The sequence below is a fragment of the Pseudomonas cerasi genome, assembly GCF_900074915.1.
In the GTDB taxonomy this organism is placed as follows: Bacteria; Pseudomonadota; Gammaproteobacteria; order Pseudomonadales; family Pseudomonadaceae; genus Aquipseudomonas; species Aquipseudomonas cerasi.
Window position 1 is genome coordinate 1583544 of sequence record NZ_LT222319.1, and the last position, 25429, is coordinate 1608972.

Sequence of the window (25429 nt, forward strand, 5' to 3'; positions counted from 1 at the left end):
CGCTATGGTCGCGCGCCCGCCTTCACTTCGCCAGGTAGCGCATGCCTTCTTCCAGACCGCTAAGGGTCAGTGGATACATCTGACCCTCGATCAAATCACGCACAACATGCGTCGAGGTGGTGTAGTCCCAGGCATCTTTCGGATAGGGATTGATCCAGATGATCTTCTTGAATTTGGCCATGAAGCGCTGCATCCACACATAGCCTGGCTCTTCATTCCAGTGTTCGACGCTGCCGCCGGGCTTGGTGATTTCATAGGGCGCCATCGAGGCGTCGCCGATGAAAATCACTTTGTAGTCCTCGCCATACTTGTGCAGCAGGTCCTGGGTGGCGGTCCGCTCCGAGTTTCTGCGCTGGTTGTTCTTCCACACCGATTCGTAAATGAAGTTATGGAAGTAGAAATACTCCATGTGCTTGAACTCGGTCTTGCATGCGGAGAACAGCTCTTCACAGACCTTGATGTGTGAATCCATTGAGCCGCCGATGTCGAACAGCAGCAATAACTTGATGGTGTTGCGCCGCTCCGGACGCATCTGAATGTTCAGCAGGCCCGCATCGCGTGCGGTGTGATCGATGGTGCTGTCGATGTCCAGTTCATCCGCAGCGCCCTGACGAGCGAACTTGCGCAGGCGACGCAGGGCCACCTTGATATTGCGCGTCCCCAGTTCAACCTGATCGTCCAGGTTTTTATATTCGCGCTGGTCCCAGACTTTGACGGCCTTGCCTTTGCGCTCGCCTGCATCGCCGACGCGGATGCCTTCCGGGTTGTAGCCGCCCGAACCGAACGGGCTGGTGCCACCGGTGCCGATCCATTTGTTGCCACCGGCATGGCGTTCCTTCTGTTCTTCCAAGCGTTTCTTGAACTCCTCGATCAGTTTGTCGAGGCCGCCCAGCGACTGGATCTGCGCGCGTTCCTCGTCCGTCAGCGAACGCTCGAACTCTTTGCGCAGCCAGTCTTCCGGGATCAGCGCCTGCAAATGCTCGTCGAGGTTTTCCAGGCCGTTGAAATACGCACCGAAGGCCCGGTCGAACTTGTCGAAATGGCGCTCGTCCTTGACCAGAATCGTGCGCGCCAGGAAGTAGAACTCATCGATGTCGGCGAACACGACCCGCTGTTTCAGCGCATTGATCAGGTCCAGCAGTTCACGCAGAGACACCGGCACCTTGGCCGCGCGCATTTCGTTGAACAGGTTGAGCAGCATGGCTGTCGCCCTTTTACATGGCAGGTTGGATAGACACGATCAGCGATTGCCGCGACGGCTCATGAACGCCAGACGTTCCAGCAGATGCACGTCCTGCTCGTTCTTGACCAGCGCGCCGGCCAATGGCGGAATCGCCTTGGTCGGGTCGCGTTCGCGCAGCACGGCTTCACCGATGTTGTCGGCCATCAGCAGCTTCAGCCAGTCGACCAGCTCGGAGGTGGAGGGCTTCTTCTTCAGCCCCGGCACCTTGCGCACGTCAAAGAATACGTCCAGCGCTTCGCTCACCAGGTCTTTCTTGATGTCCGGGTAATGCACATCGACGATGCGTTGCAGCGTGGCCCGATCCGGGAAGGCGATGTAGTGGAAGAAGCAGCGACGCAGAAAGGCATCCGGCAGCTCCTTCTCGTTGTTGGAGGTAATGATGATGATCGGTCGATGCCTGGCTTTGATGGTTTCATTCGTCTCGTAAACGTAGAACTCCATCTTGTCGAGTTCCTGCAACAGGTCGTTGGGGAATTCGATATCGGCCTTGTCGATCTCGTCGATCAGCAAAATCGCCCGCTCGTCAGACTCGAAGGCCTCCCAGAGCTTGCCCTTCTTCAGGTAATTGCGTACGTCGTGGACCTTGTCGACGCCCAGTTGCGAATCGCGCAGACGGCTCACCGCATCGTACTCGTACAGGCCTTGATGGGCCTTGGTCGTGGACTTGATATGCCAGGTAATCAGTTTCGCGCCGAAGGACTCGGCCAGTTGTTCGGCGAGCATGGTCTTGCCGGTGCCGGGCTCGCCCTTGACCAACAGTGGACGCTCCAGCGTGATGGCCGCGTTGACCGCCAGCTTGAGATCGTCAGTGGCAACGTAGGCCGGCGTACCTTCGAACTTCATTGATCCATCCTTTTCGCGTGGGTGCGCGTAACCGGTCGGCACGCGCGCCGTAATAGGGCAAGCAATGCCCTGACTATAACGTGGCGGCCCGATGGCTGTGAACGAAGACGCCTCATTCAGTTCTTGAATGGGGCGTCACGCAGTGACCGGGTTGAAATTGTAACGCTGCTTTAAGGATGTTCAAGTATTGGCCGGCCACCGGCTGGCGTTGACGTTGATAGATGATCAGCAACACACCTTCGACATGAGCTCCGATGTGCAGGCCTTCCCAGGCACAGTTGGGCGACCATGGCTGGAGCGTCGAATGGCCTGAACTGGACATCCAGATAGGCGCGGATACTTTGTTTTCCGACAGTTAAGTTAACGCTGCCCCTGATGAAAACGTACGCTTTTTCATCGTTGGCGCGCCTGAAAAAACCGCTAAGACCCCTTGCTGCTCTCATAACGCGCATTGAATGCCTGCACGAAAGCATTGCGCAGGATCTGCAGAAACGCCTGGAAGCCGCTGATGTCCTGCTGATGAACGCTGCCGCTGAGGTCGACGCGTGTGGCGAACTGGTTTTCCCGCTGGTTTTTCAACACGGTTTCGCTGGTTCCGACCAGCGCTTCCCAGATCGAGCGGAAAACACCCTTGTCCTTGTTTTCGACATCCTGCTGCCAGTTGAACACGTCCACGTTGCGCAGCAGCGGCTTTATGTAGCCCTTGAGCTGGCCTTTGTCGGCCTGCGCTTCAATCACCACATCGCCATCGCCGGCGTTGAAATCGAACTTGCCGTAGGCCGACGAGAAATCGTTGAGTTTCTTGAGCTGGATGCCGGTGGCGCGCAGTTTGAAGTCGAAGTCTTCAAAGTTGCTGAACGGATCGAATCTGGCTGAGCTCTCCAGATCGGCATGGCCCAGCAGACGTGCCTTGCCCTTGAACTCGGCATCTCGATTGCCTTCCACGTCGACCACGTTGGTCAGGTTATAGATGCTGGCATTGACCTGATCCGCCTCGATTTTTACTTTGGGCGTGGAGTTGAAGTTATTGAAGGTGATGCGCCCGTTATCGATGCGCAATTCGTTGAGGGTGATGGGCAGCAGCTTGTCCATCTGGGTACGCCAGTCGGTGCCCTGACCGGTCTGCGAGTCCTGCTTGCTGCCGCCGTCCACGAAGTTGATCTGCGGGCCGGTGAAGAGTGCTTTCGCGACCACTGCATGGTCATACCAGAGTGAATGCCAGCTGACAGCCAGTTCGATCATCGGTGCGTCGAAAAAGGGCACCGGGACCTTGCCGTCGGTCTTGACGATCTTCAGCCCCTTGATCCGGTACGCCCCTCGCCACAGTGCCAGGTCCACATCGGTGATCTCGCCCCGGTAGTCACCCATGTCGGCCAGTTTGTCGTTCAGATAGTCACGCACCAGATACGGCAGGGCGATATTGACAGCGATCAGCAGGACTACCAGAGCGGCCAGGGTCCATAGCGGCCAGCTGTAGCGACGTTTCATGACATGAGTCTCCTGTTTCAATGAAGGATTGACTGCTCGCGCCGTCATCCGTTCGGTCAGACTGGACGCCCCACAGTTGGCGGCATAGGCTTTGGGTCTTTAACCGATGTGCACAAGGACACCCTCATGAGCCGTATCTACGCTGATAACGCCCATTCCATCGGTAATACGCCGTTGGTGCAGATCAACCGTATCGCGCCGCGCGGTGTCACCATTCTGGCCAAGATCGAAGGGCGTAATCCGGGTTATTCCGTTAAATGCCGTATCGGCGCCAATATGATCTGGGACGCCGAAAGCAGCGGCAGGCTCAAGCCGGGCATGACCATCGTCGAACCGACCTCGGGCAACACCGGCATAGGTCTGGCCTTCGTTGCCGCTGCCCGTGGCTACAAACTGATGCTCACCATGCCCGCTTCCATGAGCATAGAACGTCGCAAGGTACTCAAGGCACTGGGCGCAGAACTGGTGCTGACCGAAGCGGCCAAGGGGATGAAAGGTGCGATTGCCAAGGCCGAAGAACTGCTGGCAGACAACCCCGAGAAATATTTCATGCCGGCGCAATTCGAGAACCCGGCCAACCCGGCCATCCATGAAAAAACCACCGGCCCGGAAATCTGGGCAGACACCGACGGTGCCATCGACGTCCTGGTAGCAGGCGTAGGGACTGGCGGGACTATCACCGGTATCTCCCGGTATATCAAGCACACCGAAGGCAAGCCGATCCTGTCGGTCGCAGTCGAGCCGGACGGTTCGCCGATTATCACCCAGGCGATGGCCGGTGAAACGATCACCCCCAGCTCACACAAGATTCAGGGCATTGGCGCCGGCTTCATCCCGAAAAACCTCGACCTGTCGATTGTCGACCGGGTAGAGCGTGTCACCGATGAAGAGTCCAAGGCCATGGCCCGGCGTCTGATGCAGGAGGAGGGCATTCTCTGTGGTATTTCCTGCGGCGCGGCGATGGCGGCCGCCGTTCGTCTGGCTGAAAAACCGGAGATGCAGGGCAAGACGATCGTGGTGGTCCTGCCGGACTCCGGCGAACGTTACCTGTCGAGCATGCTGTTCAGCGATCTGTTTACCGATCAGGAGCTTTCCCAGTAACACATCTTCGCAAGTGCGTACTTCATGCGGGCAACGCAAGGGTTTATGATGGCCAGCTTACGACTCGCCGGACGATCAGCGCTGTCCGCCCGGCGCTCCAGTCATTATTCAGAATCATGCATCAGCACTGCCCGCGTGACGTTTGGCGTTATCTGCCCGCTTCAAGGAGAGCTTCATGACCCTTTCATTTGTTGCCAAGGCATCGATCCTGATGCTGTTTCTGGGCAGCACGCTGTACGTTCATTTGCGCGGTCGGGCCCGACTGCCTCTGTTGCGGCAGTTCGTCAACCATTCGGCATTGTTCGCACCGTACAACGCACTGATGTACCTGTTTTCCCGCGTCCCGTCCGAGCCCTATCTGGACCGCAGCAAATTCCCTGAGCTGGACATCCTCAAGGACAACTGGGAAACCATTCGCGACGAAGCCATGCACCTATTCGACGAAGGCTATATTCGTGCAGCGGAGAAAAACAACGACGCCGGTTTTGGCTCGTTCTTCAAGAAGGGCTGGAAGCGCTTTTACCTGAAGTGGTACGACAAGGCCCTGCCGTCTGCCGAGGCGCTGTGCCCGAAAACCGTCGAACTGGTCAACAGCATTCCCAACGTCAAGGGCGCGATGTTCGCGCTGCTGCCGGGTGGCAGTCACCTCAATCCGCACCGCGATCCGTTCGCCGGCTCGCTGCGTTATCACCTGGGCCTGTCGACACCCAACTCCGATGACTGCCGGATCTTCGTCGATGGCAAGGAATACGCCTGGCGTGACGGTCAGGACGTCATGTTCGATGAGACCTACGTTCACTGGGTCAAGAACGAGACCGACCAGACCCGTGTAATTCTGTTCTGTGATGTCGAGCGTCCGTTGACCAACCGCTTCATGACCCGTATGAACCGCAGCGTCAGCGCGTTTCTGGGCCGCGCCACCGCTCCGCAGAACCTTGATGACGAGCGCGTCGGCGGAATCAATCAGGCGTATGCATTCAGCAAGCGTTTCAGTGATGGTTTCAGTGGCAAGGTCAAGCAGTTCAAGCGCGCCAACCCCAAGGCTTACCGCGTACTGCGCCCTGTTCTGGCCGTCGTGGTACTGACGCTGCTGGGCTACTGGTTGTTCGGTTAAGCGACAGTCTTTCCGGTTATTCCCCCTCTGATCCGGTTGTTCGCAGCCTCTGCGAACAACCGGCATTCCGTTACCCGTCCAGACTCACATGCCGGCTCAACAGCGCGCGCAGCGCTGCAGGCTTGACCGGCTTGGGCAGGTAATCGAGCCCCGCCGCGTGCACCTGAGCGATCAACTCCGCACGCCCATCGGCACTGATAAGCACGCCCGGTACCGGTTGACCCAGTCGGGTGCGCAGCCAGGCCATGAGTTCAGTACCGGTTTCGCCCTCATCCAGGTGGTAATCCACCAGAGCAATCTGCGGCCGGATGCCATTGTTCAACAGCGCTTCGCATTCCTGGCGATTGCGCGCGGTCCAGACCTGACAGCCCCAGCGTGACAGCAGACTGTGCATACCGATCAGGATGCTGTCCTCGTTGTCGACACACAGCACCTGTGTGCCGTTCAGCGCGGGGCGGCTGACATCGGGCAGTGTTGCGGGGACTGCCGCCTGAGGCGCGGCCAGCGGTACCCGGACGCTGAACACGCTGCCTTTGCCGGTCCATGAGCGCACCTGCAAAGGATGCTCGAGAATGCGGCACAAACCATCGGCAATCGCCAGCCCCAGACCCAGCCCCTTGGCCGCGTGAGTCTTGTGGCTGTCGAGGCGTTTGAATTCTTCGAAGATCACCTTGCGCTTGTCTTCGGGAATGCCCGGCCCCCGGTCCCAGACTTCCAGGCTCAGGCTGTCACCGTAGCGCCTGACACCCAGCAGAATAGGGCCTTTGGCATAGCGGAAAGCGTTGGTCAAAAAGTTCTGCAGCACCCGGCGCAACAGTTTGATATCACTGTCGACGCGCAGTGAACTGCCCCTCACACGAAAGCTCAGACCCTGTTCCTGGGCCAGCGCCTTGAATTCGGCACCCAGGGTGTCAAACAGCGCGCTGAGCGGAAACGGCTGACGATCCGGGGTGATCTTGCCGTTTTCGATTCGGGAAATATCCAGCAGGTCGCTGATCAGGTCTTCGGCGGAGCGCAGCGAGCTGTCCAGGTGCCGAACCAATTGCTGGGCTTCGCTGGAAATCCCTTCCTGCTGATGTGACAGCGCAGCGGAGAACAGCCGTGCAGCGTTCAACGGCTGCATCAGGTCATGACTCACCGCGGCCAGGAAGCGGGTTTTCGATTCGTTGGCGGCTTCAGCGGTGCCCTTGGCGTCGGTCAGCGCCTGGTTGAGCTGGGACAATTCGTGGGTACGTGCGGCTACCCGCTGCTCAAGGCTTTCATTGACGCCTTTGAGGGCGTGTTCGGCGGCGCGGAACTCGGTGATGTCGGTGAAACTCATGACGAATCCGCCGCCCGGCATCGGGTTGCCAATCAGTTCGATCACCTGACCATTGGGAAACAACCGCTCCGAGGTGTGAGCGCGGCCCTGGCGCATCCAGTGCAGACGCCGCGCAACGTGAACCTCTGCCTCGCCCGGTCCGCAGAGTCCGCGCTCGGCGTTGTAACGGATGATGTCGGCAATCGGCCGGCCAACGCCGATCAGGCCTTCGGGGTAGTTGAACAGCTCAAGGTAACGACGATTCCAGGCCACCAGCCGCAAGGACTGGTCCACCACGCTGATGCCTTGGGTAATGTTTTCGATGGCACCCTGCAGCAGCGCGCGGTTGAACTGCAGAACTTCGGAGGCTTCGTCGGCGATGCGTACAACGTCTTCCAACTGCATGTCGCGACCTTCGATAGCGGCCTTGACCACGGCGCGGGTCGAAGAGGTGCCGAGCACGCCGGCCAGCAGCCGCTCGGTATGCGCGATCCATTCACCATCGGCATTCAGGCCGGGGTTGAAACCCTTGCCCTGCCTGTGGGCGAAGCGGATGAAACTCTGTCGCGCGCGGTCCTCACCAACGAAGCGTGCCGACAGGCTCAGCAGGTCCTCGATCTGCACCGCGAGCAGGGGGCGGCTGAAGTCGCGTCCCTGGGTTTCCTGGCCGATGAAACGACCCGCCTGCCAGTGCTCGGCTACTCGCGTGCGCGACAACATCGACACCCAGGCGAACAACGTACAGTTGCCGGCCATCGACAGCAGCACGCCCTGGGTCATCGGCGAGATAGGCAGGTCGAACGGGTTGCTGTGCAGCCAGGAAAGCAGCGGGAAAGTGCTCAGCGACCAGCCCATGCCATGCGCCGCTACCGGTAGCACAAGGGTGTAGAACCAGATGAAGATGCCCGCCGCCAGGCCTGCAAATACGCCACGCCTATTGGCCTGCTTCCAGTACAAGGCACCGAACATGGCGGGAGCCAGCTGGGTGATCGCGGCAAAGGCGATCTGGCCGATGGTTGCCAGACTGGCCGTCGACCCCAGCATCCGGTAGCTGACGTAGGCCAGCAGGAGAATCATCACGATGCTGATGCGTCTGACAGAAAGCATCCAGTGACGAAACGCCTCGAACGGCCGCTCGGTGTTTTTGCGTCTCAACAGCCACGGCAGCAGCATGTCGTTGGAAATCATCGTCGACAGCGCCACGCAGGCGACGATCACCATGCCGGTTGCTGCCGATGCTCCGCCGATGAAGGCCAGCAGCGCCAGCGACGGGTGAGCGTGCGCCAGCGGCAGGCTGATCACGAACGAGTCGGGCAGCATGGAGCCGGGGAGGAGCATTTGCCCGGCCAGCGCAATCGGCACCACGAACAGCGCAGCCAGCGCCAGATAGGCCGGGAACACCCATTTGGCGAGATTCAGGTCCTGAGGCTCGATGTTCTCGACCACCGTCACGTGGAACTGACGGGGCAGGCAGACAATCGCCATCATCGCCACGCCGGTCTGCACGAACATCGACGGCCAGTTGATCGTGTCTTTCCAGTATTCCTCGAGGCGTGGCGCCAGTTTGGCCTGATTGAACAGGTCGTCGAATCCGTCGTACAGGCCGAACGTGACGAACACACCGACTGCCATGAAGGCGAACAGCTTGACCAGCGCCTCGAAAGCAATGGCCAGCACCATGCCGCGATGGTGTTCGGTGACATCCAGATTGCGCGCACCGAAGACGATGGTGAACAGCGCGAGAATCAGCGACACCACTAGCGCGGTGTCCTGAGCACGAATACCGGTGGAATCGGCCACGGCACCGATCAGGATATTCACCCCCAGCACGATGCCTTTGAGCTGCAGCGCGATGTACGGCAGCATACCGATCAGGCAGATCAGCGCCACCATGACTGCGAGGGATTGGGATTTGCCATAGCGCGCCGCGATGAAGTCGGCGATCGAGGTGATGTTTTCCTGTTTGCTGATCAGCACCATTTTTTGCAGCACCCAGGGTGCCAGTACCATCAGCACGATGGGCCCCAGGTAGATCGGCAGGAACGACCACAACTGCTCGGCGGCCTGACCCACTGCGCCGAAAAACGTCCAGCTGGTGCAGTAGACCGCCAGCGACAGGCTGTAGACCCAGGCGCGCATGGTCGGGCGCAGCGACGCGCTGTAGCGGTCGCCGTAAAAGGCGATAGCAAACATGATGGCCATATAGGACAAGGCAACGGCCGCAATCAGCCCGCTGGACAGCGACATATCAAATTCCACACCGTATCGATAACGCGCAGTCTCGCACGATGGCTGCGCTTCGTCTTTGTCGACCAAGGTCGAGCGTGGCGCGGTGTCGCAGCTGCCCCGACCAAGCCCGAGGTGATAAAAAAAGCGACACAGGTTTTGTAAAAAGAAATGTCCTATCGACATTCGTCAGCGTTACGTCTTCAATGTGCCTCGGATTGGCCGCTGCGTCAGTTCACCCCAGCCTCTCAGGACCACGGACGATGAGCCAACAGTCACAATTCAGCCTGCTCGGGAAACGCCGTTTCCTGCCGTTTTTCATTACGCAGTCCCTTGGGGCGTTCAATGACAATATCTTCAAGCAGTCATTGATCCTTGCCATCCTTTACAAGTTGAGCATCGACGGGGATCGTTCGATCTACGTCAATCTGTGCGCTTTGCTGTTCATCCTGCCGTTCTTTCTGTTCTCGGCGCTGGCCGGGCAGTTCGGTGAGAAGTACCCCAAGGACAAGTTGATCCGGATCATCAAGTTCGGTGAGATCGTCATCATGGCGGTCGGTGCCGCAGGTTTTCTGTTCAATCATCTGGAGTTGATGCTCGCCGCGCTGTTCGCCATGGGCACGCATTCGGCGCTGTTCGGACCGGTCAAGTATTCGATCCTGCCCCAGCACCTGCGCGAGAGCGAATTGGTCGGCGGCAACGCGCTGGTCGAGATGGGCACCTTTCTGGCGATTCTGGCCGGCACCATCAGCGCGGGTGTGATGATGTCTTCTTCGCACTATGCCTGGGTGGTGGCGGCTGCCATCGTGCTGGTCGCCTGCCTGGGGTTCCTGGCCAGCTTCGGTATCCCGCGTGCCGATGCCGCCTCGCCGGAGATGAAGCTCAACTGGAACATCTTCACCCAGTCATGGGCGACCTTGCGCATGGGGCTGGGGCAAACGCCTGCGGTTTCGCGCTCGATTGTCGGCAACTCGTGGTTCTGGTTCGTGGGGGCGATCTACCTGACGCAGATCCCGGCCTATGCCAAGGAATGGATGTACGGCGACGAAACGGTCGTTACCCTGATTCTGACCGTGTTCTCCATCGGCATCGCGCTGGGCTCGCTGCTCTGCGAGCGCTTGTCCGGGCATAAGGTCGAGATCGGGCTGGTGCCGTTCGGCTCGATGGGCCTGACGATTTTCGGCCTGCTGCTGTGGTGGCATTCGGGCGGTTTCCCGCAGAACGTGCAGGCCAACGACTGGCTGGCGGTGCTGTCTTCCGGGCAGGGCTGGCTGGTGCTGTTCGACATTCTCGGTATCGGCATCTTCGGCGGCTTTTATATCGTGCCGCTGTACGCCTTGATCCAGTCGCGCACGCCGGTGAAAGAGCGCTCGCGCGTCATCGCCGCCAACAACATTCTCAACGCGCTGTTCATGGTGGTCTCGGCGATTGTCTCGATCCTGCTGCTGAGCGTTGCCAAACTGTCGATCCCGCAGCTGTTTCTGGCCGTATCGGTGATGAACATCGCGGTCAATATCTACATCTTCAAGATCGTCCCCGAGTTCACCATGCGCTTCATGATCTGGCTGCTTGGCCATTCCATGTACCGCGTTGAACACCGCAATCTGGACCGTATCCCTGACGAAGGCGCGGCGCTGCTGGTCTGCAACCATGTGTCCTTTGTCGATGCATTGCTGATTGCCGGCGCAGTGAGGCGCCCGATCCGCTTTGTCATGTACTACAAGATCTACCAACTGCCCGTGCTTAACTTCATCTTCCGCACTGCAGGGACCATTCCCATTGCCGGGCGTAACGAAGACATGGACATCTACGAGAAATCGTTCAAACGCATCGCCCAGTACCTCGCAGAAGGCGAACTGGTGTGCATCTTCCCGGAAGGCAAACTGACCACCGACGGCGAAATCAACGGCTTCAAGAACGGCATGAGCCGCATCATTCAGGAAACCCCGGTACCGGTCATTCCACTGGCACTGCAAGGCCTGTGGGGCAGCTTCTTCAGCCGCGACCCGAGCAAGACCCTGTTTCGCCGCCTGTGGTCTCGCGTCGTGTTGGTTGCCGGCTCGCCCATTGCAGCAGACGTGGCAACCCCCGTGGACGTGCGCGAAGAAGTGAAAGCACTGAGAGGGAAAGTGCAGTAGCGTCGGCGCTCCGTACGACTGACGTGCCAATCACTTCGCGTTGGCACGATAGCCAAAGGTGACCTGAGCCGGAACCCACATCCACCTGATGTCACAGAACCGCTGTGTGACGCGGAGCATCACGAACGGCATTCCCACGCGGAGCGTGGGAGCGATAGTCGAGCCTGAACCCCAATCCGCCTGATGTCACAGAACAGCTGTATGAAGCAAAGCGTCACTGCGGCCTGGACGTATTCTCTTCCTCCGGCATCTTCCTGAAATACGTCGACAGCAACGCCCCGGAAATATTGTGCCAGACACTGAACAGCGCACTTGGCACCGCCGCCAGCGGCGAGAAATGAGCACTCGCCAGCGCAGCGCCCAGCCCCGAGTTCTGCATACCGACCTCCAGCGCCAGCGACTTGCGTTGCGCCAATGGCAGCTTGAAAACCTTGCCAGTGAAATAACCCAACAGAAAACCGAACGTGTTGTGCAGAATCACCACCGCCATGATCAGGAGGCCGGATTCAGCGATTTTCGCCTGGCTGGCGGCGACTACGGCGCAGACAATCATCACAATACTGACCACCGAGACCAGCGGCAGCACGTCCACGGCATAGCTGACCCGCGCACCCAACAGGCGCTGTGCAACCACACCGAGCACAATCGGCAGCATGACCAGTTGCAGGATCGACCAGAACATATCGAGGAAAGACACCGGCAGCCACGCCGAAGCGAGGAACCAGATCAGGGTCGGGGTCAGCAGTGGGGCGAGCAGGGTAGTGACCGCAGCGATTGCCACCGCCAGCGCCAGATCACCCTTTGGTCAGCCAGGCCATGACGTTGGATGAAGTGCCGCTCGGGCAGCAACCGACCAGAATCACGCCCACGGCGATCTCCGGCGGCAGTTGAAACACCTGGCACAGCAACCAGGCTACACCGGGCATGATTACAAAGTGCGCGATCACACCCAGCGCCACTCGCCACGGGTTACGCGCCACTTCGGAGAAGTCGTCAAGTTTCAGGGTCAGGCCCATGCCGAACATGACCAGCCCCAGCAGCGGCACGATCCAGCTTTTCAGGCCGATGAAAACCTGCGGAAACAGAAATGCCAGAATGGCGAACAACAAAACCCAGTAGGCAAACGTGTTGCCGACAAAACGACTCAAGGCTGCCAACGCACGCATGGCCTGCTCCTTCTTGTTGAATAACCGGGATGAAATGAATGCGCCGTCTGACGAGACGGCGCGGTGTTTCGAGCGGCAATGTTGCAAAAGCGCGTATCAGATGCCTTGCGGAATCTCTTCGCCGCCCAGTGCCTCGAACAGCTCCGGCAGGAACTCGCCGAAGGTCAGCATCATCAGCGTGAAGCTGGCGTCCAGTTGCCCCAACGCTTCGTCACCACCGTCCTGTTCGGCCTGATCCTGTAGCAGGTCCTCGAACTTCAGACGCTTGACCACCAGTTTATCGTCCAGCACGAACGACAATTTGTCCTGCCAGGCCAGCGACAGCTGGGTCACGACCTTGCCTGTGCTCAGGTGCAGCTGGATTTCGTCGCCGGTCAGGTCCTGACGCTTGCAGCGCACGATACCGCCATCTTCATGGGTGTCGCGCAGCTCGCACTCGTCCAGCACGAAGAAGTTGTCGGCTGCTTTCTGGGTCTTGACCCAGTCGGTCATGGTCGCACTTGGTGAAACCTTGACCGTCAGCGGACGTACCGGCAGCGAGCCGATGACTTCGCGCAGAGTGGACAACAGGTCTTCGGCGCGTTTCGGGCTGGAGGCATTGACCAGGATCAGGCCCTGTTTCGGCGCGATGGCGGCGAAGGTGGCGGAGCGGCGGATAAAGGCGCGCGGCAGGAACGCCTGGATGATTTCATCCTTGAGCTGATCACGTTCCTTCTTGTAGACCTTGCGCATCTGCTCGGCTTCGATCTCGTCGACCTTTTCCTTGAGCGCGTCACGCACGACGCTGCCCGGCAGAATGCGTTCTTCCTTGCGTGCGGCGATCAGCATGAAGTCCTGACTGATGTGTACCAATGGAGCGTCTTCACCCTTGCCGAAAGGAGCGACGAAACCATAGGTGGCTACCTCCTGGCTGGCGCAGGCGCGCGCCGGCTTGGTCGCCAGTGCTGTCTCCAGCGCTTCGGCATCAAAAGGCACGTCCTGGGTCAGGCGATAGACAAGCAGGTTTTTGAACCACATGAGGTGAATCTCTCTTTCTATACAAAGGCGGGCATTATTCGCTCCTCAGCCGCTGGGGCCAACCCTGTACAGAGCGTTTGTAAGCCTTTGGAAGGATTATAAAAATTATTTGAAAAAGTGCTTGCCAGAGTACAGGTCGCTCCGTAGAATGCGCGCCACACCGAGAGTGAAGGGTGATTAGCTCAGCTGGGAGAGCAGCTGCCTTACAAGCAGCGGGTCGGCGGTTCGATCCCGTCATCACCCACCAAACTCGCTTTTAGTGTTACGCGCAGCGGTAGTTCAGTCGGTTAGAATACCGGCCTGTCACGCCGGGGGTCGCGGGTTCGAGTCCCGTCCGCTGCGCCATATTCCGCTTCAAGGCCCTTGAACTCCTTGAAGCAAACAGAAAGCCCGCCTAGTGCGGGCTTTTTGCTTTTTGTCGTCTGGAAATCCCAACCCTCCTCGTGCAATGCCCCTGCGGCAGTTCTATTGAAGTTCTGTAAGAATTATTCTTCGCGAATGTAAGTAATTTCCTTAAATATTGAAGTTAAAACCAGGCTTGTTAGTTAGCTCCGGTGAACGCTTGATTTATCCTCTTTGCTGGTATTAGCTGCATGGGTTGATCGGGTATTCAGGCATCAGGAGTGCTCTTGATTACCCAGAATAATTAATCCAAGCCGACCGCCGAATCGAGGCGGTCTGATACGGTAGTGAGTTAAGGGATAACTATGAAAAATCGTTTTAAACTGCTTGCAGGCACCACAGCCTTGATCCTCTCTGCGGGCGCGCACTGCACACCGCAACCATCGACCAGCACGGCAATGTCGTTGCTCAGTCGTCGCCGTGGATCAAGTCTGTAAGTTACAGCAGTCAGAAAGACTACTTCGCGACTTATAAAGTGCTCTTCAAGGAAGGGCAGTTTGAAAAGTCTCCAGGTTTTTGCTCGGTATCTTCCATCGATACCAGTGATCATGAGCGGTTGTTCTACGGGCACGCCAAGTTGGGCGGCGCTGCAACAACAGAGCAGGTCAATGTATTGGGGCTTATGGTCGGCAAACGGGGAGCCTCGGGTGATGCCTCGATGAGTTTCCAGTTGGCCTGCAGTAATTGATTCAATGAACCCCGCCTGGTGCGGGGTTTTTTACGGCGGTCCGATCTGGCAGCGCACCGTCCGGCTTTCCATCCAGCGCATTTGCGCAGATCATTCCTCCACCTCCCAACAAGAAAGGACGTGTCATGAGCCTGCCTCTTCAGGGCATCAAGGTGGTGGAGCTGGGTCAGCTCATTGCCGGGCCGTTCGCGGCGAAGATCCTCGCCGAGTTCGGTGCCGAGGTCATCAAGGTCGAGCCGCCGCTGACCGGGGACCCCCTGCGCAAGTGGCGTTTGCTGCATAACGGCACGTCCGTCTGGTGGGCGGTGCAGTCCCGCAACAAACAGTCCGTGACCCTCGATCTGCGCCAGCCTCAGGCGCAGGAAATGGTACGGCGGCTGATCCGGGATGCCGATGTACTGGTCGAGAACTTCCGCCCCGGCACACTTGAAGGCTGGGGGTTGAGCTGGGAAGCGCTGCACGCCCTCAATCCGAAACTGATCATGCTGCGTGTCTCTGGCTACGGGCAGACCGGCCCGTATCGCGACCGGCCGGGTTTTGGCGTGATCGGCGAGGCGATGGGCGGTTTGCGTCATCTGTCCGGTGAGGCAGGGCGCACGCCAGTACGTGTCGGCGTATCGATTGGCGATTCGCTGTCTGCGCTGCACGGTGTGATCGGCGTTCTGCTGGCGCTTCGTCACCGCGAGCAGAACGGTGGCGAGGGGCAGCTGATAGATGTCGCGTTGTACGAGTCAGTGTTCAACATGATGGAAAGTCTGATTCCCGAATATTCGGTATTCGATACTGTCCGCGAGCCGGCTGGCAGCAGTCTGCCTGGCATCGCTCCGAGCAATGCCTACCGCTGCAATGACGGCAAGTACGCGCTGATCGCGGGTAATGGCGACAGCATCTTCCGGCGCCTGATGGAAAAGATCGGCCGCATGGACCTGGCCAGCGACCCCGAACTTCAGCATAACGACGGGCGGGTCAGGCACGTTGCGCGCATCGATGCGGCCATTTCGACCTGGACCGCCGAACGCTCGATGGACGAAGTCGTTGCGGCGCTCAACGAAGCACGCATTCCGGCAGGCAAGATTTACGACGCTGCTGACATTGCCAGTGACCCGCATTATCAGGCGCGGGACATGCTGTTGCAGGGCACGCTGGACGACGGAACACCCGTCACCCTTCCGGGGATTGTGCCTAAACTTCAAGCCACGCCGGGCCAGGTAACATCGTCTGCGCCAACACTCGGTCAACACACCGATGCCGTGCTTGAAGCGCATGGTATAGACGCTGCTACACGTGCCGAATGGCGTCGGCTTGGCATTATCTGATCCGAAACGTGGCCGTTGTCGTAAAAAAGAACTCTATTTCAAACGGAGCTGATCCCGTGATTGATCATCTGGACCACCTGGTACTGACCACTGCCGATATCGACGCCTGCAAGGACTTTTACGTACGCGTTCTGGGTATGACCCCTGAACGCTTTCGTCAGGGGCGTCTGGCATTCCGCTTCGGCAATCAGAAAATCAATGTCCATGAACGCGGCAAGGAGTTCGAGCCCAAGGCCCATTTGCCGGTTCCGGGTGCGCTGGATCTGTGTTTCATCGCCACCATCCCGCTGGAGCAGGTGATTGTGCACCTGCAGGAGCAGGACTGGCCGATCGTCGAAGGCCCGGTCGAGCGCACCGGTGCTACCGGGCCGATCTGGTCGGTGTATGTGCGTGATCCGGATCTGAACCTGATCGAAATTTCCGAGCCAGCGGCGGATGTGTCGATTTAATCGCACTCTATGAGGGCGGCTGCATCACTGCATCAGCAGCCCTTCGCAGGCGCTCCGTCTTTCGGCACGAACGCGCCTTTGTCACCTGGCTTGGTGATGATGTACGCGCGTCGCCCCGGCTGGTCGTCGATCAGTTTCCAGCGATGGCCAGGGCCGGTGGTGTCCTGCGCCAGCAACACTTCTCCGGGGTGCAGGACAAAGTTCTCGCCGCCGGTGGTGGAAAATTCCAGAGTGCCGGACAGGGTGATCACGTACTGCTCTTCGGGTGCCGGATGCCAGTCATAGGTGGAGTGCGCCGGGGTTTCCTTGAAGTGCAGGGTGCTGACATCGGTCATGGCTTTTTGATCGATCGAACCCTCGATGACGTGTGACAGATTGTCGGGGCCTGTGCACAGGCGGTAGGCCTTGATGCCCTCAGTGACAACTATCGGCGGCTTCTTGGCGGCATAGGCTGCGCTGACCGGCAACAGGGCTGCTGTGGCGATCAAGGCCAGGCTTGCCAATTGGCGAGCTGTCGAGCGCGTTGAGCGAAAACGAGTGGTCGGTTGCATAAAAATGTTCCTGAGCACGACAAACTGCGTAAGCCCTGGTCGCCAGTCGCGATGGTCGACGCAGGGTCTGGGCCGATTCGCCCACGCCGCGGATCGAAGCACATCCCGGAACGCTTAAAAATTATCTTTAATTTCATGTTGTTCGGCGCTGGCCGATCTACATAACGTCATATTCATCTATGTCACTCGCTGTCTAGGGTTTCCTTACGCTCATGGCTCAATCAGTCAGGCTTTCAAGGAGCCGTGCATGCACCCCAGAAAAAGACTCTTCAAGCGATCCATCGATCACCACCCCGATATGCCGACGCTCAGCGCGCCGTTCGATCATCCTGATGATGCGGCGCGTTATGCTCATGAGCGGATCGGCGACCGGCGTGATCGCGAATACGGCGGTTTCATTCTGGTTCGCAGGGATGGCAAATACATCGCGACCGAACCCATGAATGGCAGCCAGTTCAGCTTCGATCCCAATGAAGTCTTCCCGCGCAACGAGCAGGAAGGTTATGTGCTCTACCCGCATGGGCATGACGACTATGCGGTCTACCATTCTCACCCGTCACTGCAGGCCGGGCTCGACGAGTGGCCGGAGAGTGAGAAGGTTACTTACCCGAACAGCCTTTCAGTCGGCGACATTTACGCAGTGATCGATGATCAGAAGGTGTGTTCGGCGACCTATCTTTCCGGGCCTGACGGTTCCCTGATCAAATACACACTGTCCCGCTCTGCCGCCGAAGACGCCTTGTTTGCGCGCGTCTCCGGTCCGCCGAGCATGCCGCACCTGTGTGAACTCAGCCAGATCCACCAGGCGTTGCAGAACCTCAGCATGATGCCCAGTGATGTGGTTCGTCTGCTGGCCGGTGCCGGGGATCTGCGTGTGATAGTGCCCAGCCTCCTGTGGGGACGGGCGGGCAAAGTGCTGGCCGACTGGCACCCGTATCCTGACGCAACCGCTGCTCGCGCGGCGCCGGTCAAATCGCCCGCAAGCTGCGACGTGCAATGGCCGCCCCGATCTTTGAGCCTCAGCGCGCCGTTCGATAGCGCCGATGAGGCTGCACGCTACGCACATGGCCGTATCGGCAGTCGTATTCATTCACAGATCATCGGTTTTCTTCTGTTCAATCCGGTCACCCGAGCCTATCGGATTGCCGAGCCGATGCTCGATGACGGCATGCCAGTGTATGCGCCGTGTTCGGCGTTCCACCCCGATGCGTATTACCGGCCTGCATTACCTGACGGCTATCGTGTGGACGGTATGTATTTCTGTTCAGCCAATCTGGCCGTCGAGGGTGGGCGTGAAGTGATGAACGATTTCTTCGAGCCGGATGACCTGCATCGGATGTTCAGCTATCGGCACAAACCGGCCCAGCGCCGCAAAGGCGTGCCGATTCGCTATGGTTTCGAAATGTCCGCCGTTTATTTCTCGGCAGCCGACGGCGCACTGCTTTGTTACACACCCAGCCAGTCCGACGAGGAGTTTCAACTGTTGCAAAGCGTATCGCGTGTCTATTCAGGGGCCGGGTCCATTCAGGCGCAACTCGCGGCCGGTACCCTCAGCGTGCAGGATTTCGTCCTTCGGGTGGCGCGGGCCGGGCATCTGCGCGTGCTGCAGACCAGTGAGCGCTGGCCCGATGCCGGTGTGATCAGTCCCGTGGCCTGAGCCCTGTGCAGCGTGCCGGCGCCTTGCCGTCGCGAATCACAAACTGAACTGCAACTGAACAATGCGGTACAGATCCGGGAAAACCTTTGGATACCTGAACTTATCGGCGTTTTCTCCCTCTCATGCCGGTAGCCATTGATCGCGGCGGCCTGATAAGCTCGCGGCTTTACTCGTTTGCCCTTTTGGCGCATGAACAAGGAATTAGCATGAAACAGCATCGGTTGGCAGCGGCGATTGCCCTGGTCGGTCTGGTACTCGCAGGTTGTGACAAGCAAGCCAGCACCGTTGAGCTGAAAACCCCAGCACAAAAAGCGTCTTATGGCATCGGTCTGAACATGGGCAAAAGCCTGGCTCAGGAAGGTATGGATGATCTGGATTCCAAGGCTGTAGCCCTGGGTATCGAAGACGCTATCGGCAAGAAAGATCAGAAACTCAAGGACGAAGAGCTGGTTGAAGCCTTCTCCGCGCTGCAAAAGCGTTCCGAAGAGCGTCTGGCGAAGATGAGCGAAGAGGCTTCTGCCGCTGGCAAGAAATTCCTCGAAGAGAACGGTAAGAAGGACGGCGTGGTCACCACCGCTTCCGGCCTGCAGTATCAGATCATCAAGAAAGCCGACGGCCCTCAGCCCAAGCCTACCGATGTTGTGACTGTTCACTACGAAGGCAAGCTGATCGACGGCAAGGTCTTCGACAGTTCTGTTGAGCGCGGCAGCCCGATCGACCTGCCTGTTGGCGGTGTGATTCCGGGTTGGGTCGAAGGCCTGCAACTGATGCACGTCGGCGAGAAGATCAAACTCTTCATCCCGAGTGATCTGGCTTACGGCGCACAGAGCCCGAGCCCGGCGATCCCGGCCAACTCGGTACTGGTGTTCGATCTCGAACTGCTGGGTATCAAAGACCCTGCAGCGGCACCGACTGCGGGTGCTGATGCCGACGAAGAAGAAGAGGCAGCCCCTGCCGCTTCGGCTCCGGCCAAGAAGTAACGCTCCACCTGGCTACAGAAAACGCCCTGTCTCGACAGGGCGTTTTTGTGTCCGGCTTATTTCCCGAACGCTTGGCCATTCGGGCAGTCCCACTACCATGGATGCATGCAAAAGCATTGTCCGACAGTCCGGCAGGATCAAGGCACTCGTCTCATAGAGGGTGTCGGGTTCACACGTTTGTAGTTTTTTTGTGAGTAAAAAACGCCCGATTTGACTGTGGCCCCCCGAAAACGGGGGGTTGAGGCTGGAAAAAAGCCACTGTTCACAAGGTTATCCACAATTATTGTGGATAACCTTGTGGCTTTGGCCAGACAGGTCCAGCGGACCTGCTTTTATCGAACGACATTTTGCTGAGCGGGAGTGGGTATGAAAGCACCGTGGAATTTTATCCGTTATCTGCCCGGAGCCCGGCGTCTGCTGGCAGCCGGGCGATTGCCAGGGCTATTGTTCGCTGTCGCGCGCAAGGGCAACAGTGAAGGTAATCGTCTCGGCAAGCTCAAGGAAGACCTGCGTTTGCTGCAGGCCTTGTGCCTGGCTTACTGGCGGGGCGAATACCGCAGCATCAGCCCCAAAGCAATTCTGTCCATCGTCGCCGGTCTGATGTACTTCCTCAGCCCGCTGGATGCGATCCCCGACTGGATACCCGGCCTCGGCATGCTCGATGACATCGCCGTGCTTGCATGGGTTACCAAGCACTTGAGCAATGAACTGGATGCCTTTCGTGCATGGCGGGCGCAGCAATCGCCCGAGAAACTCATCGTGGTCGAGCAACTGCCGAAGACTCAGGCACTGCTGGAGCAAGAGCGGGGTAAGGTGTAAGTCTCACGGATTGAACACAAGCCCTGGCGTTCCGCTGTTAAGATGCCTGCCTATGGATCAGGCCTGATCAGTATGCGGTCGTGTAGTACAAGGTGACTCTATGGATCTTCAAGTGATATCCCGTGACGGGGAGCCTGAATATGCAGTGCTGCCCTGGGCGCAGTATCAAGCGCTGCTCAAGGCTGCCGGACTGGCCGGCAAACCTTCCAGCGAGCCAGCTGTATCGACTTCCGGCACTACCGCCGGTGAGCTTCCCGGGTTCGATGAGTTGCGTGCACTGCGCGAGGCCAAGGGCCTTGAAGCGGCGAGCCTGGCGCGTACCGTCGGGATCAGCCCGTCCTATCTGGAATTGATCGAGAACGGTACTCGTGAGCCGGACGGCGCCATCAAGCGCAGCCTGGCGTGGGAGCTTGGGGTGCCGGGCTGGCGAGGTGAGTCGTGAGCGTGCGCATCAGTCGTCAGCATTGGGACGGGCTGCTCAATGAGCTCGATCTGGCCCGTCGCCAACGGCATCTGCTGACCTATCGCGCGCTGGTGGAACGCCTGCAACTGCCCAGTCCGGCCATGCAGACCCTGACGGCGGCTCTTGAGCACCTCGCCGCCATGGATGCCCGCGCTGAACAGCCCTTGCGCAGTTCGCTGGTCATCAGTCAGGGCGCAAGCCGCCTGCCGCGTCCTGGTTTTTTCGAGTGTGCCGAACGCCTGGGCCGTTTCTCCGGACCTTCGGACGGCGTCGCGGCAGCCTCATGGCATGCCTCGGAAGTGGTTCGGGTGTTCGAATACAGTTATCCGGAAGTTGAAGCGCAGTAGGGGAATGGCACCGGCACTCACGCCTGCATCAACAAATCCAGCCGCGTCGAATCTATGACGTGAATGCTTGCTCCGGCGACATCCTTGGCGAAGTGCTTGGCCTGTGAAGCGAGGTCGGCCAGTTGGCTGGCATCGACCAACGTGCAGCTTTCTTCATGCAGGTGCACCACGCCGATCGACAGCGACAGCAGTGGGAATTCCTGGCGTTGGCCCTGCCGGTTGAGGGCGATGAAGCACCCGGCTTCCAGGTGTTCTGCGCGGTAGAAACGACGGCATTGATTCTGAAAATCATCCAGCAGGCTTTTCAGGCGTCGTTCCCAGTCATCAAAGCCCAGCACCATCAGAAAATCATCTCCGCCGATGTGCCCGACAAAGTCCCTTGCCGGATCGATGCGGTCGTTGAGGCATTGCGCCAGACACAGCAGCACCTCGTCGCCACGGGCATAACCGTAGATGTCGTTGAAGGGCTTGAAACTGTCGATGTCCACGTAGCAGATCATCGATGCGCGGCCTTGCTGCAGCAGTCGAGTCAGGCACTGCTGAATCGGGACGTTGCCGGGCAGCAGGGTCAGCGGGTTGGCGTAACGTGCCTGCTGGATCTTCATTTCGGTAATCAGCTTGAGCACGTCGATCACCCGGCCCAGCCCAAGATAGGTACCGTTCGAGGTGATGATGAAATCCTCCTCGATGCGTTGCCGGGCACGGCTGGTCAACAGCCGGCTGACCTGTTGCAGCGACTGGCTGACTTCCACGGCCAGAAAGTCACTGCTCATCAGACGGCTGATCGGTTTGCGGGCAAACAGCTCGGTGCCGAAGGGCTTGAGCAGGGCCTCGGACAATGAGTGCCGGTGGACGATGCCACACGGTCGGGCGTCGTCATCCAGCACCGCCAAAGAGTTGAGGTTGGCCTGCCTGCGAAACGCTTCCAGCACTTCAGCAGTGGGAGTTGACTGGCTGACCGATGGCTGCGGGTTGAGCAGGGCAGACAGGTCGGCCGCTTCTTCGTTGAGCGGCGTCACTGCGATCTCTGTTCTGGGCAGCATGGCGCGAGTGTCGCGCGGCGGGCGCTCCTGAGGGCGCGCCAGCAGATAGCCTTGAACCAGGTTCACACCCATGTCTTTCAGCGTCGCCAGCTCTTCGGGCAATTCGATGCCTTCGGCAATCACCGTCGCTCTGGAAGCCTTGGCCATCTGCAGCATGGAGCCGACGAACTCGCGCTTCACCGCATCCTGATGAATGCCGTCGATGAAGTGCCGATCGATTTTCACATAGTCCGGGCGCAGCTCCGACCACAGTCGCAAGCTCGAATAACCGGCACCGAGATCGTCCAACGCAATGGAGAAGCCCATGTCGCGATAGTGATGCAAGGCGTTGTACAGCAGGTCGAAATCGTCGGTAGGCATCTGCTCGGTCAGTTCGATGACCACGTCCTTCGGCGCGATGTGGTATCGGCGCAGCATTTCCAGCGTCCGACCCGGAGGATGAGAGGTTTCGAGCAGCGATTCGGGGGAGACGTTGAGAAACAGCTTGCCCGGCAACTTCTGCTGACTGAAACGTCGGCAGGCGCTGTCTCGACAACTTAACTCCAGCTCGCTCAGACGCCCGGCCTGGCGGGCGATGGCGAATAGATTCAGGGGCGAGTGCAGGGCGCTGTTGGACGGGCCGCGGGTCAAGGCTTCATAGCCCAGAATCCGGTGCTCCGACAGCGAGACGATGGGTTGGAACAAGCTGTGCAAATCACCACGAGCCAGAATGGAACTCAGTGCGCTCAGCTGCTCTGTTATGGTCATGGTCGTCTCGGAGAGAATGAAAAAGGGCTGAGCGCTTTCGCGTTCAGCCCCGTATTTCACGACAGCTTCATGACTGTTTGATGACGTTGCGGCTAACTGGCCATCAATGAGCCTGCGTTACTTTTTCGCGACAGCCGCACTCAGACCCAGATAGTCGATGAGAATGCGCCCGGTCTCTGCCAGGTAGGCATCGTCCTCGGGTTTGGTTTTCTCGTCTTCTACCGGCAGCGCGTCTTCATCTTCCTTCTTCAGCTCTTTGAGCGGCTCTTCACCCTTGGCCTTGCGGCGGGTGTTTTCCAGCACAAGTTGCTTGCTTTCGATAGACGCATGCTCGGCACGACGGTCGGCTTCATTGAGGCTGACGGTCTTCTCGTTCATCAGCTTCTTGGCCAGCGCCAGGCGATCCTCGATGAACACGAACTCGGCGTCTTTTGCCGAACGTGCTTCATGACGCGCCTGCAATTGGGCCAGGAACGGCTTGAACGGGTCGATTGCCGGCTTGATCGCCGGTTTGATGCTGTCCCACGGCATGGCTTCGGGCAGCGCGCTCTCGCCGATCTCCTTGGTGTCGATCAGCGATGGGTACGTGATGTCCGGTATCACGCCCTGATGCTGGGTGCTCTGACCGGAAACCCGATAGAACTTGGCCAGTGTCAGTTTCAGTTCGCCGTGATTGAGCGGCTGAATGGTCTGCACGGTGCCTTTACCGAAGGTCTGGCCACCGATCACCAGCGCGCGGTGATAATCCTGCATCGCCCCGGCGAAAATCTCCGACGCCGACGCAGACAGACGGTTGACCAGCAATGCCATCGGGCCTTTGTAGAACGCGCCCTTGGCTTCGTCTTCCAGGACGTCGACCTTGCCGTCGGCATTACGCACCAGCACGGTCGGGCCCTTGTCGATGAACAGGCTGGTCAGCTCGGTGGCTTCCTGCAACGAACCACCACCGTTGTTGCGCAGATCCAGTACCACACCGTCGACCTTCTCGGCCTGCAATTCGGTGAGCAGTTTCTTCACGTCACGGGTGGTGCTCTTGTATTCCGGATCGCCAGCACGGTAGGCCTTGAAGTCCAGATAGAAGGCCGGAATGTCGATGACCCCGAGCTTGTAATCCTTGCCGTCCTGCTTGAGGTGCAGGATCGACTTCTTGGCCGCCTGTTCTTCAAGCTTCACCGCTTCACGGGTAATGGCGACGATCTTGCTGGTCTGGTCGTTCGGTGCATTGCTGGCCGGGATGATCTCCAGGCGTACCACCGAGCCTTTCGGACCGCGAATCAGCTTGACCACTTCATCGAGGCGCCAGCCGATCACGTCGACCATTTCCTTGTCGCCCTGGGCAACGGCCACGATTTTGTCGGCCGGAGCGACCTGTTTGGTCTTGGCCGCCGGACCTGCCGGGACCAGACGCACGATCTTCACGTTGTCGTTGTCGCTCTGCAACACGGCGCCGATGCCTTCCAGCGACAGGCTCATGTTGATGTCGAAGTTCTCCGCGCTGTCAGGTGACAAGTAGTTGGTGTGCGGGTCGTAGGACATGGCGAACGTGTTGATGTAGGCCTGGAAGATATCTTCGGCACGGGTCTGGTTCAGACGCGCCTGCTGATTCTTGTAGCGCTTGGTCAGGGTTTCCTGAATCTTCGCCGGGTCCTTGCCCGCAATCTTCAGACGCAGGACTTCATCCTTGATGCGCTTGCGCCACAGTTCGTCGAGCTCGGCAGTATCCTTGGGCCATGCGGCGTCCTTGCGGTCGACCAGCAGGGTTTCCTTGGTATTGAAGTCGAGCTTGTCGACGCCCTTGCCCAACTCGGCCAGCGCAAAATTCAGACGCGCATTGACGCGGTCCAGATAGCGCTTGTAGATGGTGAAGCCGGCGTTCAGGTCGCCGCTTTTCAGGAAGTCGTCGAACTGGAACTGCCATTTGTCGAAATCGGCAATGTCGCTGGCCATGAAATAGCTGCGCGAGGGGTCCAGTTGCTTGATGTAGCTCTGGTAAATAATCGCCGAACGCTTGTCGTCCAGGGGCGGCTTGCTGTAGTGATGTCGTTTGAGCAGCTCAACCACGTTGAGACTGGCAATCACTTCGTCGCGGTCCGGCTGAAGACTATCCCAGCTGTTGGCGGCAAAGGTACTGGCTGACATCGGCAAAACGCTAAGGCCGACAAACAGTGCGAGGGCAGTGCTGGGGAATAATTGCTTCATGCTGATTCGACGCGAGGACAATTGATAACGCATATTAGGCCGTCTTTGAGGTCGCCGGTTCCTTTGGACCCGGCCGCATAATGCAAAAGCCCGGGCAAAACAGCCACGGGCTCAGTCTGGACTCACTATGGA

General features: G+C 58.8%; 20 protein-coding genes, 2 tRNA genes and 1 pseudogene. 14 read left to right on the forward strand and 9 right to left on the reverse strand.

The window, feature by feature from the left end; genetic code table 11:
• Positions 1 to 22: 22 nt before the first annotated feature.
• On the reverse strand, positions 23 to 1201 hold the full coding sequence (locus PCPL58_RS09670) for a vWA domain-containing protein (protein WP_065349304.1): 1179 nt from the start codon (positions 1199 to 1201) through the stop codon (positions 23 to 25).
• 39 nt (positions 1202 to 1240) lie between these two features.
• Complete coding sequence (locus PCPL58_RS09675) at positions 1241 to 2086, reverse strand: AAA family ATPase (RefSeq protein ID WP_003368308.1); 846 nt, start codon at positions 2084 to 2086, stop codon at positions 1241 to 1243.
• A 254-nt stretch (positions 2087 to 2340) separates the two neighbouring features.
• On the opposite strand from PCPL58_RS09675, the gene PCPL58_RS32880 reads away from it, so the two are divergent.
• On the forward strand, positions 2341 to 2445 hold the full coding sequence (locus PCPL58_RS32880; protein ID WP_462687374.1) for a DUF2442 domain-containing protein: 105 nt from the start codon (positions 2341 to 2343) through the stop codon (positions 2443 to 2445).
• Between the two features lie 61 nt (positions 2446 to 2506).
• On the opposite strand, the gene PCPL58_RS09680 is transcribed toward PCPL58_RS32880, so the two are convergent.
• Positions 2507 to 3574, reverse strand: coding sequence for a DUF748 domain-containing protein (locus PCPL58_RS09680; RefSeq protein WP_054080788.1), 1068 nt, complete (start codon positions 3572 to 3574; stop codon positions 2507 to 2509).
• Positions 3575 to 3700: 126 nt separating this feature from the next.
• Between PCPL58_RS09680 and cysK the strand changes: the two genes are divergently transcribed.
• Both cysK and PCPL58_RS09690 read left to right on the forward strand, forming a co-directional pair.
• Positions 3701 to 4675 (forward strand): cysteine synthase A, encoded by a 975-nt coding sequence (gene cysK, locus PCPL58_RS09685; RefSeq protein ID WP_054080789.1) that lies wholly within the window; start codon positions 3701 to 3703, stop codon positions 4673 to 4675.
• 175 nt (positions 4676 to 4850) lie between these two features.
• Positions 4851 to 5789, forward strand: a complete 939-nt coding sequence (locus tag PCPL58_RS09690) for an aspartyl/asparaginyl beta-hydroxylase domain-containing protein (RefSeq protein WP_044310477.1) — start codon at positions 4851 to 4853, stop codon at positions 5787 to 5789.
• A gap of 70 nt (positions 5790 to 5859) precedes the next feature.
• On the opposite strand, the gene PCPL58_RS09695 is transcribed toward PCPL58_RS09690, so the two are convergent.
• On the reverse strand, positions 5860 to 9336 hold the full coding sequence (locus PCPL58_RS09695; RefSeq protein ID WP_065349305.1) for a hybrid sensor histidine kinase/response regulator: 3477 nt from the start codon (positions 9334 to 9336) through the stop codon (positions 5860 to 5862).
• 242 nt (positions 9337 to 9578) lie between these two features.
• On the opposite strand from PCPL58_RS09695, the gene PCPL58_RS09700 reads away from it, so the two are divergent.
• Positions 9579 to 11453 (forward strand): MFS transporter, encoded by a 1875-nt coding sequence (locus PCPL58_RS09700; RefSeq protein ID WP_054080792.1) that lies wholly within the window; start codon positions 9579 to 9581, stop codon positions 11451 to 11453.
• A gap of 214 nt (positions 11454 to 11667) precedes the next feature.
• Here the strand turns inward: PCPL58_RS09700 and PCPL58_RS09705 are convergent.
• Both PCPL58_RS09705 and rdgC read right to left on the reverse strand, forming a co-directional pair.
• A pseudogene (locus PCPL58_RS09705) lies at positions 11668 to 12619 on the reverse strand (bile acid:sodium symporter family protein).
• Positions 12620 to 12715: 96 nt separating this feature from the next.
• Positions 12716 to 13636: a recombination-associated protein RdgC gene (rdgC, locus tag PCPL58_RS09710; protein ID WP_003317427.1), complete on the reverse strand. Its 921-nt coding sequence runs from the start codon at positions 13634 to 13636 to the stop codon at positions 12716 to 12718.
• 171 nt (positions 13637 to 13807) lie between these two features.
• Here rdgC and PCPL58_RS09715 point away from each other — a divergent pair.
• From PCPL58_RS09715 to PCPL58_RS09735, 5 genes are all read left to right on the forward strand, one after another.
• A tRNA-Val gene (locus tag PCPL58_RS09715) sits at positions 13808 to 13883 on the forward strand.
• A gap of 21 nt (positions 13884 to 13904) precedes the next feature.
• Positions 13905 to 13981 (forward strand) — tRNA-Asp (locus tag PCPL58_RS09720).
• A 424-nt stretch (positions 13982 to 14405) separates the two neighbouring features.
• The gene (locus tag PCPL58_RS09725) at positions 14406 to 14726 is read left to right on the forward strand and encodes a hypothetical protein (RefSeq protein WP_414860612.1); all 321 of its coding nucleotides are present in this window, start codon (positions 14406 to 14408) and stop codon (positions 14724 to 14726) included.
• 125 nt (positions 14727 to 14851) lie between these two features.
• Positions 14852 to 16042 carry a CaiB/BaiF CoA transferase family protein gene (locus PCPL58_RS09730; RefSeq protein ID WP_065349306.1) on the forward strand — a complete coding sequence of 397 codons (1191 nt, stop codon included), beginning with the start codon at positions 14852 to 14854 and terminating at the stop codon, positions 16040 to 16042.
• 56 nt (positions 16043 to 16098) lie between these two features.
• A complete protein-coding gene (locus PCPL58_RS09735) occupies positions 16099 to 16491 on the forward strand; it encodes a VOC family protein (RefSeq protein WP_003368327.1) in 393 nt (130 codons plus the stop codon).
• A gap of 32 nt (positions 16492 to 16523) precedes the next feature.
• Here PCPL58_RS09735 and PCPL58_RS09740 read toward each other — a convergent pair whose 3' ends face one another.
• Positions 16524 to 17042 carry a cupin domain-containing protein gene (locus PCPL58_RS09740; RefSeq protein WP_065349307.1) on the reverse strand — a complete coding sequence of 173 codons (519 nt, stop codon included), beginning with the start codon at positions 17040 to 17042 and terminating at the stop codon, positions 16524 to 16526.
• 247 nt (positions 17043 to 17289) lie between these two features.
• Between PCPL58_RS09740 and PCPL58_RS09745 the strand changes: the two genes are divergently transcribed.
• The 5 genes from PCPL58_RS09745 to PCPL58_RS09765 all read left to right on the forward strand — a co-directional run bounded on the left by PCPL58_RS09745 (position 17290) and on the right by PCPL58_RS09765 (position 21308).
• The gene (locus PCPL58_RS09745) at positions 17290 to 18699 is read left to right on the forward strand and encodes a DUF4329 domain-containing protein (protein WP_065349308.1); all 1410 of its coding nucleotides are present in this window, start codon (positions 17290 to 17292) and stop codon (positions 18697 to 18699) included.
• Between the two features lie 206 nt (positions 18700 to 18905).
• The gene (locus tag PCPL58_RS09750) at positions 18906 to 19679 is read left to right on the forward strand and encodes an FKBP-type peptidyl-prolyl cis-trans isomerase (protein WP_065349309.1); all 774 of its coding nucleotides are present in this window, start codon (positions 18906 to 18908) and stop codon (positions 19677 to 19679) included.
• A gap of 366 nt (positions 19680 to 20045) precedes the next feature.
• On the forward strand, positions 20046 to 20498 hold the full coding sequence (locus PCPL58_RS09755; protein WP_003430931.1) for a YkvA family protein: 453 nt from the start codon (positions 20046 to 20048) through the stop codon (positions 20496 to 20498).
• Positions 20499 to 20598: 100 nt separating this feature from the next.
• On the forward strand, positions 20599 to 20940 hold the full coding sequence (locus tag PCPL58_RS09760; RefSeq protein WP_003368334.1) for a helix-turn-helix domain-containing protein: 342 nt from the start codon (positions 20599 to 20601) through the stop codon (positions 20938 to 20940).
• Positions 20937 to 21308 carry a hypothetical protein gene (locus PCPL58_RS09765; RefSeq protein ID WP_003430937.1) on the forward strand — a complete coding sequence of 124 codons (372 nt, stop codon included), beginning with the start codon at positions 20937 to 20939 and terminating at the stop codon, positions 21306 to 21308. The genes PCPL58_RS09760 and PCPL58_RS09765 overlap by 4 nt, the downstream gene beginning before the upstream one ends.
• A 17-nt stretch (positions 21309 to 21325) precedes the next feature.
• Here PCPL58_RS09765 and PCPL58_RS09770 read toward each other — a convergent pair whose 3' ends face one another.
• Together PCPL58_RS09770 and PCPL58_RS09775 are read right to left on the reverse strand one after the other, a co-directional pair.
• Positions 21326 to 23098 carry a GGDEF domain-containing protein gene (locus PCPL58_RS09770; protein WP_065351031.1) on the reverse strand — a complete coding sequence of 591 codons (1773 nt, stop codon included), beginning with the start codon at positions 23096 to 23098 and terminating at the stop codon, positions 21326 to 21328.
• 117 nt (positions 23099 to 23215) lie between these two features.
• Complete coding sequence (locus tag PCPL58_RS09775; RefSeq protein ID WP_173926058.1) at positions 23216 to 25297, reverse strand: carboxy terminal-processing peptidase; 2082 nt, start codon at positions 25295 to 25297, stop codon at positions 23216 to 23218.
• Between the last annotated feature and the right edge of the window lie 132 nt (positions 25298 to 25429).

What these genes read in the sequence shown, in the direction of transcription:
- PCPL58_RS09670 (WP_065349304.1), bottom strand. Translation starts at nt 1,201, where the DNA reads ATGCTGCTCAACCTGTTCAACGAAATGCGCGCGGCCAAGGTGCCGGTG.
- PCPL58_RS09675 (WP_003368308.1), bottom strand. Translation starts at nt 2,086, where the DNA reads ATGAAGTTCGAAGGTACGCCGGCCTACGTTGCCACTGACGATCTCAAG.
- PCPL58_RS32880 (WP_462687374.1), top strand. Translation starts at nt 2,341, where the DNA reads ATGTGCAGGCCTTCCCAGGCACAGTTGGGCGACCATGGCTGGAGCGTC.
- PCPL58_RS09680 (WP_054080788.1), bottom strand. Translation starts at nt 3,574, where the DNA reads ATGAAACGTCGCTACAGCTGGCCGCTATGGACCCTGGCCGCTCTGGTA.
- cysK (WP_054080789.1), top strand. Translation starts at nt 3,701, where the DNA reads ATGAGCCGTATCTACGCTGATAACGCCCATTCCATCGGTAATACGCCG.
- PCPL58_RS09690 (WP_044310477.1), top strand. Translation starts at nt 4,851, where the DNA reads ATGACCCTTTCATTTGTTGCCAAGGCATCGATCCTGATGCTGTTTCTG.
- PCPL58_RS09695 (WP_065349305.1), bottom strand. Translation starts at nt 9,336, where the DNA reads ATGTCGCTGTCCAGCGGGCTGATTGCGGCCGTTGCCTTGTCCTATATG.
- PCPL58_RS09700 (WP_054080792.1), top strand. Translation starts at nt 9,579, where the DNA reads ATGAGCCAACAGTCACAATTCAGCCTGCTCGGGAAACGCCGTTTCCTG.
- rdgC (WP_003317427.1), bottom strand. Translation starts at nt 13,636, where the DNA reads ATGTGGTTCAAAAACCTGCTTGTCTATCGCCTGACCCAGGACGTGCCT.
- PCPL58_RS09730 (WP_065349306.1), top strand. Translation starts at nt 14,852, where the DNA reads ATGAGCCTGCCTCTTCAGGGCATCAAGGTGGTGGAGCTGGGTCAGCTC.
- PCPL58_RS09740 (WP_065349307.1), bottom strand. Translation starts at nt 17,042, where the DNA reads ATGCAACCGACCACTCGTTTTCGCTCAACGCGCTCGACAGCTCGCCAA.
- PCPL58_RS09745 (WP_065349308.1), top strand. Translation starts at nt 17,290, where the DNA reads ATGCACCCCAGAAAAAGACTCTTCAAGCGATCCATCGATCACCACCCC.
- PCPL58_RS09750 (WP_065349309.1), top strand. Translation starts at nt 18,906, where the DNA reads ATGAAACAGCATCGGTTGGCAGCGGCGATTGCCCTGGTCGGTCTGGTA.
- PCPL58_RS09755 (WP_003430931.1), top strand. Translation starts at nt 20,046, where the DNA reads ATGAAAGCACCGTGGAATTTTATCCGTTATCTGCCCGGAGCCCGGCGT.
- PCPL58_RS09760 (WP_003368334.1), top strand. Translation starts at nt 20,599, where the DNA reads ATGGATCTTCAAGTGATATCCCGTGACGGGGAGCCTGAATATGCAGTG.
- PCPL58_RS09770 (WP_065351031.1), bottom strand. Translation starts at nt 23,098, where the DNA reads ATGACCATAACAGAGCAGCTGAGCGCACTGAGTTCCATTCTGGCTCGT.
- PCPL58_RS09775 (WP_173926058.1), bottom strand. Translation starts at nt 25,297, where the DNA reads ATGAAGCAATTATTCCCCAGCACTGCCCTCGCACTGTTTGTCGGCCTT.